14 protein-coding genes are annotated in these 16,054 nt (G+C 65.7%); 5 read left to right on the plus strand and 9 right to left on the minus strand.

Annotated features, from left to right (window positions below; translation table 11 throughout):
• The first annotated feature begins 43 nt into the window (after positions 1-43).
• Entirely contained in the window at positions 44-463 is a 420-nt protein-coding gene (locus EH231_RS03850; RefSeq protein ID WP_090425374.1) for a nitroreductase family deazaflavin-dependent oxidoreductase, read from the plus strand.
• A gap of 127 nt (positions 464-590) precedes the next feature.
• On the opposite strand, the gene nikE is transcribed toward EH231_RS03850, so the two are convergent.
• The 4 genes from nikE to EH231_RS03870 are packed head-to-tail and all read right to left on the minus strand — an operon-like array spanning position 591 to position 5,773.
• Positions 591-2,261, minus strand: coding sequence for a nickel ABC transporter ATP-binding protein NikE (nikE, locus tag EH231_RS03855; RefSeq protein WP_124711908.1), 1,671 nt, complete (start codon positions 2,259-2,261; stop codon positions 591-593).
• 13 nt (positions 2,262-2,274) lie between these two features.
• Positions 2,275-3,132, minus strand: a complete 858-nt coding sequence (locus EH231_RS03860; RefSeq protein ID WP_090425376.1) for an ABC transporter permease — start codon at positions 3,130-3,132, stop codon at positions 2,275-2,277.
• Positions 3,129-4,145, minus strand: a complete 1,017-nt coding sequence (locus tag EH231_RS03865; protein ID WP_090425377.1) for an ABC transporter permease — start codon at positions 4,143-4,145, stop codon at positions 3,129-3,131. The genes EH231_RS03860 and EH231_RS03865 overlap by 4 nt, the downstream gene beginning before the upstream one ends.
• Positions 4,142-5,773 (minus strand): ABC transporter substrate-binding protein, encoded by a 1,632-nt coding sequence (locus tag EH231_RS03870; protein WP_124711909.1) that lies wholly within the window; start codon positions 5,771-5,773, stop codon positions 4,142-4,144. The genes EH231_RS03865 and EH231_RS03870 overlap by 4 nt, the downstream gene beginning before the upstream one ends.
• A 243-nt stretch (positions 5,774-6,016) precedes the next feature.
• Here EH231_RS03870 and EH231_RS03875 point away from each other — a divergent pair, with 243 nt between their 5' ends.
• Positions 6,017-7,303 (plus strand): NtaA/DmoA family FMN-dependent monooxygenase, encoded by a 1,287-nt coding sequence (locus tag EH231_RS03875; protein ID WP_090425379.1) that lies wholly within the window; start codon positions 6,017-6,019, stop codon positions 7,301-7,303.
• A 4-nt stretch (positions 7,304-7,307) separates the two neighbouring features.
• Here EH231_RS03875 and EH231_RS03880 read toward each other — a convergent pair whose 3' ends face one another.
• Together EH231_RS03880 and EH231_RS03885 are read right to left on the minus strand one after the other, a co-directional pair.
• A complete protein-coding gene (locus EH231_RS03880) occupies positions 7,308-8,126 on the minus strand; it encodes an ABC transporter permease (RefSeq protein WP_124711910.1) in 819 nt (272 codons plus the stop codon).
• A complete protein-coding gene (locus EH231_RS03885; protein ID WP_124711911.1) occupies positions 8,119-8,865 on the minus strand; it encodes an ABC transporter ATP-binding protein in 747 nt (248 codons plus the stop codon). The genes EH231_RS03880 and EH231_RS03885 overlap by 8 nt, the downstream gene beginning before the upstream one ends.
• A gap of 106 nt (positions 8,866-8,971) precedes the next feature.
• Here EH231_RS03885 and EH231_RS03890 point away from each other — a divergent pair, with 106 nt between their 5' ends.
• The 3 genes from EH231_RS03890 to EH231_RS03900 are packed head-to-tail and all read left to right on the plus strand — an operon-like array spanning position 8,972 to position 13,136.
• Complete coding sequence (locus EH231_RS03890) at positions 8,972-10,576, plus strand: rhodanese-like domain-containing protein (RefSeq protein ID WP_090425382.1); 1,605 nt, start codon at positions 8,972-8,974, stop codon at positions 10,574-10,576.
• A 14-nt stretch (positions 10,577-10,590) separates the two neighbouring features.
• Positions 10,591-11,805 (plus strand): acyl-CoA dehydrogenase family protein, encoded by a 1,215-nt coding sequence (locus tag EH231_RS03895; protein WP_124711912.1) that lies wholly within the window; start codon positions 10,591-10,593, stop codon positions 11,803-11,805.
• Positions 11,805-13,136 (plus strand): NtaA/DmoA family FMN-dependent monooxygenase, encoded by a 1,332-nt coding sequence (locus EH231_RS03900; protein ID WP_090425384.1) that lies wholly within the window; start codon positions 11,805-11,807, stop codon positions 13,134-13,136. Before EH231_RS03895 ends, EH231_RS03900 begins: the two co-directional genes overlap by 1 nt.
• Positions 13,137-13,147: 11 nt before the next feature.
• On the opposite strand, the gene EH231_RS03905 is transcribed toward EH231_RS03900, so the two are convergent.
• From EH231_RS03905 to EH231_RS03915, 3 genes are read right to left on the minus strand one after another with little or no spacing between them, the layout of a single operon-like run.
• Complete coding sequence (locus EH231_RS03905; RefSeq protein WP_205263495.1) at positions 13,148-14,062, minus strand: 2-hydroxyacid dehydrogenase; 915 nt, start codon at positions 14,060-14,062, stop codon at positions 13,148-13,150.
• Between the two features lie 4 nt (positions 14,063-14,066).
• The gene (locus EH231_RS03910; RefSeq protein WP_090425386.1) at positions 14,067-14,828 is read right to left on the minus strand and encodes a DUF1684 domain-containing protein; all 762 of its coding nucleotides are present in this window, start codon (positions 14,826-14,828) and stop codon (positions 14,067-14,069) included.
• Positions 14,825-15,898: an LLM class flavin-dependent oxidoreductase gene (locus EH231_RS03915; RefSeq protein ID WP_090425387.1), complete on the minus strand. Its 1,074-nt coding sequence runs from the start codon at positions 15,896-15,898 to the stop codon at positions 14,825-14,827. The genes EH231_RS03910 and EH231_RS03915 overlap by 4 nt, the downstream gene beginning before the upstream one ends.
• Positions 15,899-16,054 lie beyond the last annotated feature (156 nt).

Consider the following 16,054-nt stretch of genomic DNA (forward strand, 5'->3'; position numbering starts at 1 on the left):
TTGGTAAACACGGACTCATCAAGACAGGCAAGGAACTGTTGACATGGCAGATGCTATTGACTTCGACGAGATGAACCGCGCCGTGATCCGTGAGTTCCACGAATCCGGCGGCAAGGCAGGCGGCGTGTTCGAGGGCAAGCCTCTCGTGCTGGTCCACCACACCGGCGCCAAGTCCGGAACTGAACGGATCGCGCCTCTCGTACCGTTGCTGGATGGCGACCGAATCTTCATTTTTGCCAGCAAGGGCGGTGCCGACACGAACCCGGACTGGTACCACAACCTGGTGGCCCATCCCGATACCGTCGTCGAACTCGGGACCGAGAGCTTCCCTGTGACCGCTCGGGTGCTCGCCGGGGCAGAGCGCGACGACGTCTATGCCAAGCAGTCGGCGGTGCAACCCCAGTTCGGTGAGTATCAACGCAAGACGAAACGCCTTATCCCGGTCATCGAGTTGGAGCGCTGAGCTACTGAGGAGCTGAGCCGGCACGTCTTCTTGCAACACGTGTCCGGCGTCGTCGATCCAGTGAAACTCGGCTTGCGAAATCTGGTCTCAGGTCATTGCGGCCGCGCAGGATGTCGAGCCTATGACGTCATCTGCGCGAGTTGGCTGCGCAGCCGGTGTCCGGGGGCGGCGTCGAGCAGAGCGCGCGGGTGTACTCCGAACCCGGCTCGGCAAAGATCCTTTCAGTGGGCCCTGTTTCGACGACGCTGCCGCGTCGCATCACCGCGACATGATCGGAGATCGAGCGCACCAGATCGAGGTCGTGTGAGATGAACAGGTACGTCAGTTCGAGCTCGCGCTGGACCTCGTGCAGCAGGCCGAGAATGCGGCGCTGGGTTACGACATCAAGTGCGGACAGCGCTTCGTCGAGCACCACGATGGGAGATCGAGGAGCCAGTGCCCGGGCGATCGCCACCCGTTGCTGCTGGCCGCCGGACAGCTCGCGAGGTTTACGGGTGGCGAAGGAACCGGGCAGCCCCACCTGATCGAGCAGCTCGGTGACCCGCCGCCGGCGGTCAGTGCGATCGCCCAGCCCGAACGATCGCAGCGGCTCGTCGACGATCTGTTCGACGGTGAGCCGCGGATCCAGCGCGACCTGTGGGTTCTGTTGTACCAGCTGGATTTTCCGCCATACGTCACGTTTGGCCTGCCGCCGCAGCCCGGTGACCTCCGTGCCCTCGATGGACACCTCGCCAGCGTCCGGGCGGGTGAGGCCCAGGATCAACCGGGCCGTCGTGGATTTTCCCGATCCGGACTCGCCGACCAGCGCGAAGGTGCTGTTGCGGGTGAGGGTGAAGGTGACGTCGTCGACGGCCTTGAAGTGCCCATTGGGTCCGTGGGCGAAGACCTTGGTCAGACCCACCACTTCGACGACGGGATCCGCAGGCGCGGCAGGAGCGCGGGAGCCCGGTGCACCGCTGTCGCCGAGACCGAAGGCGCTGCTGATGAGTTGGCGGGTGTAATCGTGCTCCGGCCGCAACACCAGGTCATCGATCGGTCCGTTGTCGAGTACCTCGCCGTTGCGCATCACGATCGCCCTGGTGGCGTGATCAGAGGCCACCGCCAGGTTGTGTGTCACGAACAGGACGGCCACTCCCGTCTGCCCGGTGAGCCGGTCGAAGACCTCGAGCACCTGCTTCTGCACGGTGACGTCGAGGGCAGAGGTGGGTTCGTCGGCGATCAGCAGCGTTGGGTGCAGCCCGAACGCGATGGCGATGAGTACCCGTTGCTTCATGCCCCCCGACAGTTCATGGGGGTACTGGCGCAGGCGCTGCTCGGGGTGGTCGATGCCGACCACGTCGAGTAGCTCGACCGCTTTGGCCCGTAATTCATCCCGCGACAACCGCTTTCCACCGGGATGCAGCCGGAAGACCTCCGTGAGCTGGCGGCCGATCGGCTGTACGGGATCCAGCGATGTGGCCGGATCCTGGGGGACCAGCGCCACCACCTTACCCCGGAGCTTGACCACCTCCCGTTCGCTCAGTGTGGTGAGCTCATGTCCGGCAACCCGGATGGATCCGCTGTCGATCCGCGCACTGTCGGGCAGCAGTCCGATCGCCGCCTTGCTCAAAGTCGATTTGCCCGAACCGGATTCACCGATCACCGCGACGACTTCGCCGGGCCGGATGGTGAGGTTGACGCCGCGCACCGCGGCCTGGGCGCCTCCGCGATACGAGATTGTCAGGTTCTGGATCTCGAGCACCGGTGGTGTGGTGGACGGGGCGGTGTCCTCGGGGGCGGTCGGCAGGGTGGTGGTCATCGAACACTCCTCGTCAGATCCTGAAGCGGCGCTGTAGCAGTCGGCCGGCGCGGGACACCGCCAGCACCGCGATCAAGACGACGATCCCGGGCAGGGTCGTCAGCCACCAGGCGTTGGCCAGGTAGTCCCGGCCCTCCGAGAGCAGGGTGCCCCACTCCGGTGTGGGCGGTGGCGCGCCGTAACCCAGGAACCCCAGGCCGGCGATGTTGAGAATCGTCGCCCCGAGTTCGGTCGGGATCAGGGCCACTATGGGTCCGGCCGAGTTGGGCAGGACATGACGGAACAGCACTGCTGCCGGACTTGCCCCGGAAACCCGTGCGGCGTCGATGTATTCGAGTTGGACCACACGCAGTGCCTCCCCGCGGGCCACCCGCGCGAAAGGAGCCACGGCGGCGATACCGACACCGATGGCGACGTGGGTGGTCCCGGGACCGAACGCCGCGACGATGCACAGCGCCAGCAGGAATCCCGGCAGTGCCAGCAGGACGTCGACCAGTCGCATGATGACCGCGTCGACGGCTCCACGAAGCACTCCTGCGGTCACGCCGAGGAGCGTGCCGACGACGAGCCCGATCGAGGTGCCGATCACGGCGCCGTACACCGTGTTGCGGGTGCCGTGCACAACGCGGGTGAACGTGTCCCTACCCGCCCGGTCGGTGCCGAACCAGTGGTCGAGGCTCGGTGGCAGGAACCTCTGGGCGCCCTCACCGATGAGCGGGTCGTGGCTGGTGAACCACGAGGGGAAGATCGTCCAGAGCGCAACGGACACGAGCACCAGGACGGCCAGGGCGGTGGCAACAGCACTGGGACTGAACCGGACCCGGTCACGGGTCGCCGGCTGCGGCACCGGTGGGGTGAGCGTGCTCGTCATGATCGTGCCCCGCCGGTGCTCAGCAGAATCCGCCGGTCCAGCGCGGGGTAGAGCAGGTCGATCAGCAGGTTCACCACGACGTAGACCCCGGCGATGATCAGGATGAAGCCCTGAACCAGCGATACATCCTGTTGGGAGACCGCGGTCTGCAGTACGCGCCCGATTCCGGCTCGGGCGAACACGGTTTCGGTGACCACGGTGCCGCCCACCAGGGTGCCCAGCACTGTGCCCGCCACCGTCAACCCGGGACCCGCGGCGTTACGGACCACATGTCGCCAGAACACCCAGTGCTTGCCTGCACCCTTGGCGCGCACTACGTCGATGAAGTCGCTTTCCAGCACGGTGTCCACGCTTTTGAGCAACACCTGTGCCATCGCGGCCGACAGCGGCAGCCCCAGCACCAGGGAGGGCACCAGAATCGACCAGAATGTGCCGTCCGGGAATGCCGAGATCCAGCCGAGCCGGAACGACAGGACGTTCAGCACCACGATGCCCACCCAGAACACCGGCGCGGCGGCGAACAGCGGCGGCAGAACCACGACCGATGAACGCAACCAGCGCCGGTTCGCCAGCGTCGCGGTGGACACGATCGTCCCGGCGATGAGCACGGCGACGACGAACGCGGTGAACGCCAGTCGCAACGTGGGCAGTGCGGCGTCGCCGATCGCCTGTGTCACTGTCTGGCCGGTGCTCATCGAGTAACCGAGGCCTCCGCGTACAACCTGGCTCAATTCGATGAAGTACCGCTGCAGGACACCGTGGTCGTACCCGTAGTACAGCTTCATCTGCGCCACGGTCTGCGGGTCGATCACCCCGGTGTCGTCCGCGGCGAACATCTCGATCGGGTTGGACGGCAACAGGGTGATCGCGATGAATGTCAGGGTGTAGGCCAACCACAGCACGACCACGGCCTGCGTGACGCGGCCGGCGAGATACCGGACGAGCCGGCGCGACCCGGGAGTGCCCCAGCCGGCCGGCGTGAATGCCGTCCGAACGTCAGGAATCGCCGTCATCCGGCTTTCCAGGCGTTGTAGAAGTCCGGATACGTCTGTGTCTGGAACGTCACGTGCACCTTGGGCGAGGCCCCGAATGTCTGCGCCTCTTCGAAGTACGCGATGACGTAGGACCCCTTGATCAGCGCCTTCTGTTGTTCGGCCTGAACAGCTTTGAACTCGGCATCGTCGCGGGCCTCGAGTTCACGGGTGTAGAGCGCGGTGAGCTCCGGCGCAGATCCGAGCAATGCGACGTTGCCCTCACCGCCGAAACTCTGTCCGAGCGAGATGATCGACGTTCGGCTGACCATGATCGGGACATTGACATCGTTGTTCGCCGCGGCGGCGAACGACGGATCGTTGCGCACGTCCAGCACGATGCCGAGTTCCTTGCGCCACTGCTGCGCGATGTACTCCCACGCGGGCCCCAGCGCCACCTGCTGTGCGCTCTGCGGAACCGTCAGATGAAGCTGCTTGCCGCCCTTTTCGCGAATGCCGTCGGAACCCTGCTGCCAGCCCGACTGCTCCAACAGGCCGCGTGCCTTGTCCGGGTTGTAGGAGAATTCTCCGGCCACATCGATCACGTTGGCGTTGTTGACATTCAGGATCGAGATCGGTGGGGGATAGCTCGGAGTGAGCGCGTCGCGGGTCAGGCCCTCCCGGTCGATGCCGAGCACAAGCGCTCGGCGCACCAGGGGATCCTTGGTGAACTCGTTGTCCACCCGCAGGCCCGCGTAGTTCGATGTGCCCAGCGGGGGACGGTAGAGCAGCAGCTGATAACCCGCGGCCTGGATCGTCGCCTCGTCGGACGGCTGTATTCCACGGGCGACGTCCACCTGGTCGGAGGTCAGAGCACCGGTACGCAAACCGCTTTCGGGGAGGACCTTCCAGACGATCTCATCGAGATAGGCCTCGCCCTGATTCGGCGAACTGGCCGGTGCCCACCGATAGCCCGTCCGCCGCGTCAGGATGGCGGACTGGTTGGGTACCTGGGACTTGAACACGAACGGGCCCGCACCAACGTGGTTTTCGGGTCGGCCGGCCTCTTCGAGCTCCAATCCGATGGTCTTCGCGCCGAGAATGGGGGAGTTCAGCCGGGTGGTGTCGACGAGGAATTGCTGGTTGGGTTTGGACAACACCACGGTCACGGTGTCGCCGTCGACTTCGACGTGGTCGTAGCCGCGGGAAATCTGCGGGTGCACCGGGATCCGCAGCTTCTCGTTACCTCGGCCGAAGAGCTCGTAGTTCTGGGCCACGATCTGCGGGGTCAGCTGGGTGCCGTCGCTGAAAGTGATGCCCTTGCGGATCTTGAAGCTGAACCGGGTGTTCTCGTCGTTCTTGGTCCACGATTCCGCGACCCACGGCTGCAGCTTCTTCTGGTACGGGTCGAAATAGAGCAGGAACACGTTGGTGTGGAAGGTCAGGTTTCCCGCGCTGTAGGTCCCGAGCTTCTGCGGTTGCCAGCTGGTCACCGATTCGGTGTCCGAAAAGGTCAGTGTCCCACCGCGAACTGGGTCGCCGGCCGGTCCCGCGGGTCCGGAAGCCACCCGATTCGGTTGCGCTCCGGGGCTGCACGCGGCAAGCAGGCCGGATCCGAGCATTACGGCGCCGAACCCAAGGAATGCGCGGCGATCGAGGAAGTTGGTCATATATGGGCTTTCTCGGTGTGACGACGACGGACGGACGCCTCCGGTGGGTCACCGGAAGCGGGCACCACAACATCGACTCGTCACGCTGGACAGTTTCGCGGCCGGTCGTCGGGTAACCAACGCTTTGGGGCTACGGGATTGGTTAAGGAGCGCTGAAGCGTTCCCGTAGTGGTCCGGTGTTGTTCCGCAGCGCATGGGCGGACAGCCTGATTGGGCGACCTGGGCGACGAAGGGACATGGCGGATGGCGGAACTGTTGCTGAACTCGGTGATTCGCGCGATCGGATTCACGCAGGGCGGATGGCGTCATCCCGACGCGACGCCGCAACGGGCGCTGGACCTGAGCTATTACCAGGAGTACGCCCGCACCTCGGAGCGGGGTCTGTTCGACGGTCTGTTCGTGGCGAACACCCCGGCCGCCAGGAGCAATGACTGGACGACGTTGTTCTCACCGCTGGAACCCGTCGCGCTGTTGTCGGCGCTGGCGCCGACCACGCACCACATCGGTTTGATCGCGACCCTCTCGTCGACGTTCAACCACCCCTACAATGTCGCCCGGCAGATCGCGACCCTGGACCACCTCAGCGGCGGGCGCGCCGGCGTCAACATCGTCACCTCCGGATCATTGGACGCGGCACGCAATTTCGGCTACGACGCGCTTCCGGAACATGGTGAGCGGTACGAGCGAGCCCACGAGTTCCTCGACGTTCTTCATCAGCTCTGGGACAGCTGGGATGCCGATGCGTTGATCGTCGACAAGGTCGCAGGGGTGCAGTCGAAACCTGGCAGTGTCCGCCCGATCGGATACCGGGGCAGGCACTTCGCGGTTCACGGCGCTTTGGATGTCCCCCGGGCCCCGCAGGACCGGCCCCTGGTATTCCAGTCCGGTTCCTCGGCACCGGGGCGTCGCCTGGCAGCGGCCTACGCCGACGCTGTCTATACCGCACAACGAACGATCCCGGAGTCCAAAGCGTTCCGCGACGATCTGCATCGCACCCAGAAGCAGTTGGGCCGCACCGGACCGCTCGTGAAGGTGCTGCCCGGGCTCATCCCCATCGTGGCCGGTACCGACGCCGAGGCACACGCGCTGCACGACGAGATCAGCGCGTTGAATCCGCCGGAGCGTTCCGTCGGAATCCTCGAGGAGCGGTTGAAGGTCGATCTGACCGGCGTCGAATTCGACGAGCCGTTCCCGGTGGTGCGGCTTCCACCGGTTCAGAGCCTGGCGGGCGAGCGCAGCTTCCACGAGATCGTGCGCAGCCACGCAGACGCGGGCGCAACCTTGCGGGATATCCTGCGGATCACCGACTCGGGCAACGGCCACCTACGCTTCGTCGGGTCGCCCGAGCGCGTTGCCGACGAGATCGAACAATGGTTCACCGCAGGTGCGGTCGACGGGTTCAACATCAACCCCGCGATCACGCCGACCGGTCTCACCGACTTCATCGATCAGGTGATCCCGCTGCTGCAGGCCAAAGGGATCTACAAACGCGAATACGCCGGCGCCGGGTCCCGGGCGGCGTTCGCGTGAGGCGCTACGGCTTGAGGCGGGCCCCGGTCCGGAACTTGTATGCCAGGAACACCCCGACGGCGATGGCGGCGACGATGACGGCGAGCAGGGCCGTCGGCGCCGGGATGTCGGCCGTACCCAGCATGCCGTGGCGCATCGCCTGCACCGCGTAGAACACCGGATTGAGGTAGCTCAGCGCCCGCCAGGTCATTGCCAGATCGTGAACGGAGTAGAACACACCACCCAGGAAGCACAGCGGCTGCACGATCAGCACCTGGATCGCCGCGACATGTTCCTGGGTCTGGTTGTACATCCCGGCGACCATCCCGGCCTGCGCGGCGAAGATCAGCACCGCAGCGAAGGCGATGATCGCGTATCCGGGCCTGGCGATGTGAGAACCCGTCAACGGCATGGCGATGAGCAGGATCGCCGACGAGATCAGTATCCCGCGCACGATCGACCCGAGCACCAGGGCGAGGTTGACCTCCCACCAGCGCAGTGGACTGGCGAGGACGGCATTGATGAATCGGTCTTTACGGGCTTCGAACAGCGACGCGGACCCTTGGATGTAGCCGGCCGTGACCACCGCGAGCACCACGAGCCCCGGAAGGATGAACTGGTCGTAGGGGACCCCGCGGACCGGCGAGACGCGGCTGCCCAACGCCAGCCCGAAGACGAAGACGAAGAGCAGCGCCGCGAGGACCTGACCGGCGACGGTGTAATACCAGACTTTCAGGTAGCGGACGATCTCGCGCTGCAGCAGCCACATGAACGCCGGTCGCTGGGGCCGATAAGGACGATCGTAGGGCGTCAGCGGTGCTGAGGTCAGCCAGCTTTCACTCACTGAGCACCTCCGCCAGTGGCGCCGCCATCGCCCGGTTGTACACCTCGGTGAGGTCGGTGGCACCGAATTCGGCGCGCAGACCCGCGGCGGTGCCGCGCGATATCAGGCGACCCGCTCTGATCAGTGCCACTTCGTCGCACAGCGCCTCGGCCTCCTCCAGGTAGTGGGTGGTGAGCAGGATCGTGTGCCCGATCCGATGCAGATCGCGCATGTAACTCCACAGGTCCGAACGCAGTTCGACGTCGACGCCTGCGGTCGGCTCGTCGAGAATCAGCAGGCGCGGGCGGTGGATCAGCGCTCGCGCCACCAGCAGTCGGCGCTGCATGCCCCCGGACAACAAGAGCGGACGCCCGTGCGCCTTGTCTGCGAGGCCGAGCAGCTCGAGCAGGTCGTGTGCGCGCCGGGTGGCTTCGCGCCGGCCGAGACCGTAATAGCCGGCGTGATAGATGAGCACCTCGATGTTGGTCAGGAAGCGATCCAGGTTCACCTCCTGCTCGGCGAGGCCCACCAGTGCACGCGCGGTGCGAGAGTCGTTCGGGTGACCGAAGATCCGGATCTCACCCGATGTCGGGCGCAGCAGGTTGCAGGTCGCCGAGATGAGAGTGGATTTGCCCGCGCCGTTGGGCCCCAACAATCCGAAGAACGCGCCGTCGGGGATTTCCAGATCCAGGGCATGCAAGGCGGTGAACCCCGAACGGTATGTCTTGCGCAGGTTTCGGACATCGAGAGCAGGTGGCACACGAGCAAATTACCTCCATCGGCATGCTGAATAGTTAAGTCAGGGCGCCGCATTCCCGTAGCCAAAGCTGCTTGTTCACGGCCCGGCCCGGGTCGATACTCGGCCAATGACGACAGTCGCGACCGCCACGATCACCGCCGGGAACCTCCACGAATTGCTCACCGCAGGAGCTGAATACGCGCTCGTCGATGTGCGGGAGGCTGGGGTGACCGCTGCGCAGGGTTCGATCCTGCTTGCGGTCTCGATTCCCCTCAGTGTGCTGGAGCTGCGGGTACAGACGAGAATTCCGCGGGTGTCAACGCCGGTGGTCATTTACGACGGCGGTGAGGGGCAGCTCGCCGAGCGGGCGGCGGCTCGGCTGGTGGCACTGGGGTACAACGACGTTCGCGTCCTCGACGGTGGTTTGCTTGCGTGGGCCGACGCCGGATACAAGGTGCAGTCCGGCGGTGACCATGTCATCGGACAGGCCTTCGGGGAGTGGATCGAGGAGGTCTACGAAACCCCCCACATCACGGTCGGCGAGTTCCGCGACCGGGTCGCGGCCGGGGAGGACATCGTTCTGCTCGACAGCAGACCGATCGGCGAGTTCGAGAATCACAGCCTGCCGGGCGGAACCTCCATCCCCGGAGCCGAACTCGTTTACCGGGCCGCAGAGGCGGTCAAGTCCCCCGATTCCCTGGTGGTGGTGAACTGCGCGGGGCGCACCCGCAGCATTCTCGGTGCCCAGGTGCTGATCAACGCCGGGTTGCCCAACCGGGTGGTCTCGCTCGAGGGCGGTACTCAATCCTGGGTGCTGGAGGGCCATGACCTCGACCACGGCAAGGCCGTGGCGGTTCCACTGCCCAGCGGTGACGCCCTCGCCTCGGCCAAAGCGGCGTCGGCCCGGTTCGCCGACCGCTTCGCGATCGTCCACATAGACAAGGCCACCCTGCAGCGGTTCCGCGACGAGGCCGATGTCAGGTCGTTGTACCTGCTGGACGTGCGCACGCCGCAGGAGTATGAGGCAGGTCATCTGGCGGGTTCACGCTCGGCTCCCAGTTGGGACGTCGCGCCGTGGACATTCCGGCATGTCGGCACCCACAACGCCCGCATCGTGCTGGTCGACAACGACACCGTCCGCGCGACTGTCGCCGCGTCGTGGATCACCCAGATCGGCTGGGGCGAGGTGTTCGTGCTGGACGATGCGTTCGATGGCGAGGAACTCGAAACCGGACCCATTCCAGCGCCTTTCGATGTCCCAGCCAACGGGTACCGCGTGACCGGCGCCGACGACCTGAACTCAGCCTTCGATGACGTCGTGGTGCTCGACCTGGCGGCCAGTCCCGCCTACCGCGCCGGCCACATTCCCGGTGCACAGTTCGTCATCCGGTCCCGTCTGGCTGCCACGGACATCCCCGGCACCGGACCGATCGTGCTGACGTCTGAGGATTCGGTGCTGGCCCGGTTCGCCGCAGCTGAGCTGTCCGCCGCCACGGACCGCCCGGTCCAGGTTCTCGACGGCGGCACGAAGTCCTGGACAGACTCCGGCCACGTGTTGGAAGCCGGGATCGAACACTGGCTGCACGAGCCCGACGACGTGGTGCCGTCGGGCTGGCGCGAAACAGATCCGGAGCGGCGCAAGGCCGGTTTCCGTCGCTACCTGGCGTGGGAGTTGGGGTTGGTGGCCGAACTGGCGCAGGACGACACCGTGCCGTTCAAGAAGTACGACTAGGGCGGGTGCAGCGAATGACCATCGATACCCGGATTGATTCCGCACCGGTTACTTTCGGCTCACCGGAGCTGAGTGACCTGATCGAGCAGATCGGTGACGGCGTCATCGACCGCGATGACCGTGGCGAGCCGCCCTTCGCCAAGTTCGACCTGATTCGCCGGGCCCGGCTCGGTGCACTGCGCCTTCCGGTCGCCTCCGGGGGTGGCGGTGCCACCCTGCGCGAGTTGTTCGAGGTGATCATCTCCCTCGGCGAGGCCGATCCGAATGTCGCACACAGCGTGCGCAACCATCTGGGGACCGTCGAGAATCTCATCCGGCGCCCACGCGCCGAGGACGCACGCTGGTTCGACCGCATCCGCAACGGCGACCTGTTCGGAATATCGGCGACCGAACTGGGCACCGCCCATGCCGGAAGTCCCGATTACCGGTACGCCACCGCGATCACCGAGACGCCGAACGGGCTGCGGTTGTCAGGGGAGAAGTTCTACAGCACAGGTAACCTGTATGCGGACTGGCTCGTAGTCGTGGCGAGCGACCAGCACGGTGACACCGTCCGGCTCATCGTCCCGGCCGACCGCCCCGGCGTCGTCATCGAGGATGACTGGGACGGCATCGGTCAACGGTTCACCGGCAGCGGGACAACACGATTCGTAGACGTCGCGGTGTCGGATGACGACTTCTTCGCGCCCGGCGGGTTCGGGGGCGACGTGCCCTACAAGGGCACCTTCCCGCAGCTGTATCTCACCGCCGTCATCGCCGGAATCCTGCGCCGCGTCGTTCGTGACGCCACCGAACTGGTGCGGGCCAAGCGGCGGACCTTCTATCACGCGGCGGCCGACAACCCGGTCGACGATCCCATCCTGCAGCAGAGCGTCGGCGTGCTCTCCAGTCAGGCGTTCGCCGCCGAAGCGCTCGTACTGTCGGCGGCGGAGGCGCTCGGGGCGGCCACCGAGGCACACGGCCGGCCCGACGAGGAAGAGGCGCTCTCGCTGGAGGCGACCCTGCGGGCGGCCAAGGCGAAAGTGGTGATCGACGAACTAGCGAACCGGGCGGCCTCGGAGTTGTTCGACGTCGGCGGCGGATCGACCGTCCGGCGCAGCGCCCACCTGGATCGCCACTGGCGCAACATTCGGACTCTCGCCGCGCACAATCCCAAGACATACAAGGCGAAAGCCATTGGCGCCCACGAGATCACCGGTGAGCCGCTCCCACGCGGTGGATTCTTCTGATGGCGCCGCGGCGCGAATACCTGAACCTGGTGCTGTTCGACCGGCCGAGCGGCTGGTCGGACAGACTCCAAGCCCACGGCTCGTCGCCGGGTTCGGCTTTCAGACGGATCGTCGACTTCGCGCAGCAGGCCGAGCACGCCAAGATCGATGCGTTTTTCAAGGCGGATTTCCTGGGGTTCGACAAGGACAACATCATCAACGATCCGAGCCTGCTCGGCGAACCGCTGGCGGTGACGGCGGCACTGGCCTCGGTGACCGAGCGGATCGGGCTGGTGGTCACGGCCTCGACGTCGTTCTTCGAGCCGTACAACGTGGCCCGCCAGATTGCCACGCTGCACAACGTCAGCGGGGGACGGGCCGGGTGGAACGCCGTCACCTCGTTCAACGGTGAAGTGAACTTCGGGCCGGCGACATTGCTTCCGCCTGCCGAACGCTACGCACGGGCAGCTGAGTTCATCGAAGTCGTCGTGAAGCTTTGGGAGAGTTGGGCTCCCGATGCGCTGTCATTCACGGATGGTCGTGCACCGACCGTGGATGCCGCCAGAATCCGCAACATCGACCACGTGGGACCGTACTACTCGGTCGAGCAGGCGCTCGACGTGTCTCGTCTCGTCGAGGACCTGCCTGTCGTGTTCCAGGCCGGAGCCTCCGAGGAGGGCATCCGATTCGCGGCGCGGTTCGGTGAAGCGGTGTTCGTCGCGACCCCGGACCTGGCCCACGCCCGGTCCTACTACGACACCATCAAGGGCTTGGTGGAGGCGGGTGGCCGCCACCCCGACGCACTCCGCGTGCTGCCCGGGATCCGTACCTACATCGCCGACACCGAGAAGGCGGCGCGCGACGAGTACCGGCAGGTGTTCGCCGAGCCCAATTTCTACGCCGACCGGCTCAAGTTCCTCGCACGCGAGGCGCCGTTCTTCGATTTCGCAGATCTGGACCTCGACGATGTCATTCCGGGCGAACGGATTCCGCCCCGGGAGACATTCGCCACCAGCCAGCGCCGGGTCAGCCGTGGTCTGCTGTTGCGCGATCTGGTCACCGAGGTGGAGAACATCACGCTGCGTCAGTTTCTCCAACGGATCCGGGGCAGTGGGCATCTGGATGTCATCGGCACACCCGAACAGGTGGCCGACGTGTTCGCCGAATGGTTCACCGTGCGTGCCTGCGACGGATTCACGCTGCACGGGGGCAACTCGTTTGACCGGCTCACCGATGAGGTAATCCCGCTACTCCGCGACAAAGGACTGGTCCGTCAGGAGTATGAGGGCGAGACCTTGCGGGAGAACCTCGGTCTGGAGCCCTACCATTTGACAGCCAGTCGAACGGGCTAGGGCCCGCGGGGTCACCGCCGGCCGGCACCCGGCACAAGGTTGGGGGGCAGGCCGCCGCCGGCGTAGACGTCGATCTGGTGGTGCGCGATCTCCCACGCCCTCTCCCAGGCGCCGGTTGTGCTCCCGGCGACATGCGGCGTCAGCAACACGCCAGGTGCCGACCACAGTGGATGACCCTGCGGTAGCGGCTCGGGGTCGGTGACATCGAGTGCCGCGCGCAGCCGGCCGGATCTCAGTTCCACCAGTAGGGCATCGGTGTCGACGGCGCTGCCTCGGCCCACGTTGACGATCAACGCCCCGTCGCGCAGGTTGGCCAGGAACGTGGAATCGATGACGTGGCGCGTGGATTCGTCCGCGGGCAGCATCGCGACCACCACGTCCGCGCCGGGCAGCAGCCGGTCGATGTCGTCAAACCCGTGGACGCCCGGCCTGGGTCGCCTGCCGACGAGTGTCACCTCGGCCTCGAACGGTGCGAGCCGCGACGCGAGGTTGACCGCCAGGTCGCCGGCTCCCAGCACGACGACCCGCTTGCCGATCAAGGTCTCGGTGTTTGTGGCCAGCCACACACCCCTGGATTGCTGTTCGTTGAACAGGTTCAGGTTCCGGTAGACGGCCAGGAGCACGGCCACCACCCATTCCGCCGACGAGCCACCGTGTGCTCCTCGCGCGTTGGACAGGATGACCCCGTCAGGTAGATACGGCAGCCACTGTTCGTATCCGGCGTTGAGGGTCTGCACGAGGCGCAGATCCGGCAAGTCGGCAAACCGTGAGCCCACGGCCGCCGCGGATTCGTAGCCGACCACCACCACGGTGGCGTCCAGATGCCCGGCCGGCCATGGTTGGCCGGGCTCGTAGCGGACCGCCTCGAGGTTCGTGGAGGTCTCCAGCGTCTTGACGCCGAGATCGTCTGGGACAAGGACTTTCACCGGCTCAACGCGGATTCTTCTCGCCGGCCTCGACGGCGACGGGCAACCTGTTCTCGGCCGGTGCCACCGGGCATGTTGCGTAGTCGGTGAACGAGCACGGCAGATTCGACGCCCGGTTGAAGTCGAGTGTCACCGTCCCGCCGCCATCGGGCGCGGCGATCGACAAGGACCTGGCGGCCGGATAAGTCGTCACTCCGCTGGTCGCGTCGGTGAACAGCACCTGTAACTCGCCGTCAGGACGGCCGAAGGCAACGAGTTGCAGCGCGGTTCCGTCCAATTCGAAGTCGATGGTGCCGACGGCGTTGTGGTGGTGCTCGAGGCCCTCCACGACCGCGCCGGTCGTGACCTTCTGCGGCCGCTCGTAGGGGGTGAACGTGCCCGTGACGCGCCAGTGCTCACCGGCTGGGTAGGCCGGAATTCCCTTGTATGCCTGAAGGTGTGGTGACTTTGGGTCGTGTACTCGCAGAGCCACGGAGCCGGTACGCCGAATGACCTCGATCCGCCGATCCCCATCGGCTACCAGGAGTCCCGGCGCACCCTCCACTGGTTCCAGACGTTCGGCCGTCCCCGACACTTCGAAGTATGCCGCGTCGGCGTCCGCTCGCCAACGCCCTGGTAGGTCGGCGATGGTATCGAATTCGTCTGTCAGCCAATATAATCCGGTTAGACTGACCCAGCCCAGTGGGTCCCCGTAATAACGTTCGCGGCCCTCGTGCCATTCATTCCAGGCTTGGCTGAACGCCGCGGCGTTCTCAATCGTGGTCATGGTGCGACTACTCCTTCCAACAGACTCTGTGCGGCCAGCGGCCGACTCGGAAACTTCTCGCGCAGGACCGGTGCGACGTCGGACTGAAACAGCTCAAGGCTGCGTCGTTTCTGGCCGACTGTCACACCGTCGGTGTCGGCGCTGAGATGGATCACCTCGTGGCCGAGTTGCTCGTGGTAACGCCCAACCTTGTCGATCACCTGCTCTGGGCTGCCGACCAATGCCGAGCTGCGGTCGACGAAGTCCTCGATCGACTCGAACACCACCGGAAGCCCGACCCGCCGGGCAAAGGCGAGGCGGGTTTCGAACGACGTCCGGTACTCCTCGATCGCCTGCTGCGACGTCGGTGCAATGTGGAAACCGGCAGTCCCGGCCCCTACCAACGCGTCCTCGGGTCGGTGGCCGTAGTACTCCCATTGCTGCCGGTAGTGCCGCACGAGGTCGGCATAGGGTTCGATCGGATACGTCACGTTGGCGGAGAAGATGGGATCTCGGTGGCGCGCCGCGAGGTCGACCGAATCCTTACTGGTTGCGCTGCCATGCCAGATGCGGATCCGCTTCTGCAGAGGTCTGGGGAGCGCCTTGGCGTCGACGAGGGCCGGCCGGAACCGACCGGACCACGTCACGTGGTCGTGGTTCCACAGCGCGCGGAACAACTCGTAGCCCTCCCGGTTGCGGTCCCACTGATCGGTGGTCGTGACCTGGAACAACTCGGCCTGCGCCGCGCCGTTGCCCTTTCCGATCATCAACTCGAGCCGCCCGCCGGACAGGTTGTCCAACGTCGAATAGTCCTCGAACGCGCGCACCGGGTCGAGCAGGCTCAACGTGGTCACCGCGGTGAACAACCCGATTCGCGAGGTGCGCGCCGCGATGTTGCTCAGCACCACCGGCGGGGAGGACGAGATGAACGGGTCCTCGTGACGCTCACCGACCGCGAACCCGTCGAAGCCAAGCTGCTCGGCGAGCTCGGCAGCTTCGACGACCTCACGCAGCCGGTCCGCGGGGCTCTTCTTCTGGCCCGTCGCAGGGTCGGGATGGTGCGCGACAAGGGTCAGCAGCAGGAACTTCATGATCGATCTTCGGCGAATCGGACGAACATGTGTGGTTCAACGCTCGTCGGCAGCGTCTTAGTTCGCAACGGTCAACCCGGGTGCCGGACGAATCGTCAAACCCATGGACGTCACCAGCCGGAATGGAGAGCCGGCAGGGTACTGCCTGTTCGAATC

The organism is Mycolicibacterium nivoides, assembly GCF_003855255.1.
In the GTDB taxonomy this organism is placed as follows: Bacteria; Actinomycetota; Actinomycetes; order Mycobacteriales; family Mycobacteriaceae; genus Mycobacterium; species Mycobacterium nivoides.

Coding starts and splice junctions, on each gene's coding strand:
- EH231_RS03890 (WP_090425382.1), top strand. CDS start 8,972: ATGACGACAGTCGCGACCGCCACGATCACCGCCGGGAACCTCCACGAA.
- EH231_RS03860 (WP_090425376.1), bottom strand. CDS start 3,132: ATGACGAGCACGCTCACCCCACCGGTGCCGCAGCCGGCGACCCGTGAC.
- EH231_RS03915 (WP_090425387.1), bottom strand. CDS start 15,898: ATGAAGTTCCTGCTGCTGACCCTTGTCGCGCACCATCCCGACCCTGCG.
- EH231_RS03850 (WP_090425374.1), top strand. CDS start 44: ATGGCAGATGCTATTGACTTCGACGAGATGAACCGCGCCGTGATCCGT.
- EH231_RS03895 (WP_124711912.1), top strand. CDS start 10,591: ATGACCATCGATACCCGGATTGATTCCGCACCGGTTACTTTCGGCTCA.
- EH231_RS03875 (WP_090425379.1), top strand. CDS start 6,017: ATGGCGGAACTGTTGCTGAACTCGGTGATTCGCGCGATCGGATTCACG.
- EH231_RS03900 (WP_090425384.1), top strand. CDS start 11,805: ATGGCGCCGCGGCGCGAATACCTGAACCTGGTGCTGTTCGACCGGCCG.
- nikE (WP_124711908.1), bottom strand. CDS start 2,261: ATGACCACCACCCTGCCGACCGCCCCCGAGGACACCGCCCCGTCCACC.
- EH231_RS03870 (WP_124711909.1), bottom strand. CDS start 5,773: ATGACCAACTTCCTCGATCGCCGCGCATTCCTTGGGTTCGGCGCCGTA.
- EH231_RS03865 (WP_090425377.1), bottom strand. CDS start 4,145: ATGACGGCGATTCCTGACGTTCGGACGGCATTCACGCCGGCCGGCTGG.
- EH231_RS03910 (WP_090425386.1), bottom strand. CDS start 14,828: ATGACCACGATTGAGAACGCCGCGGCGTTCAGCCAAGCCTGGAATGAA.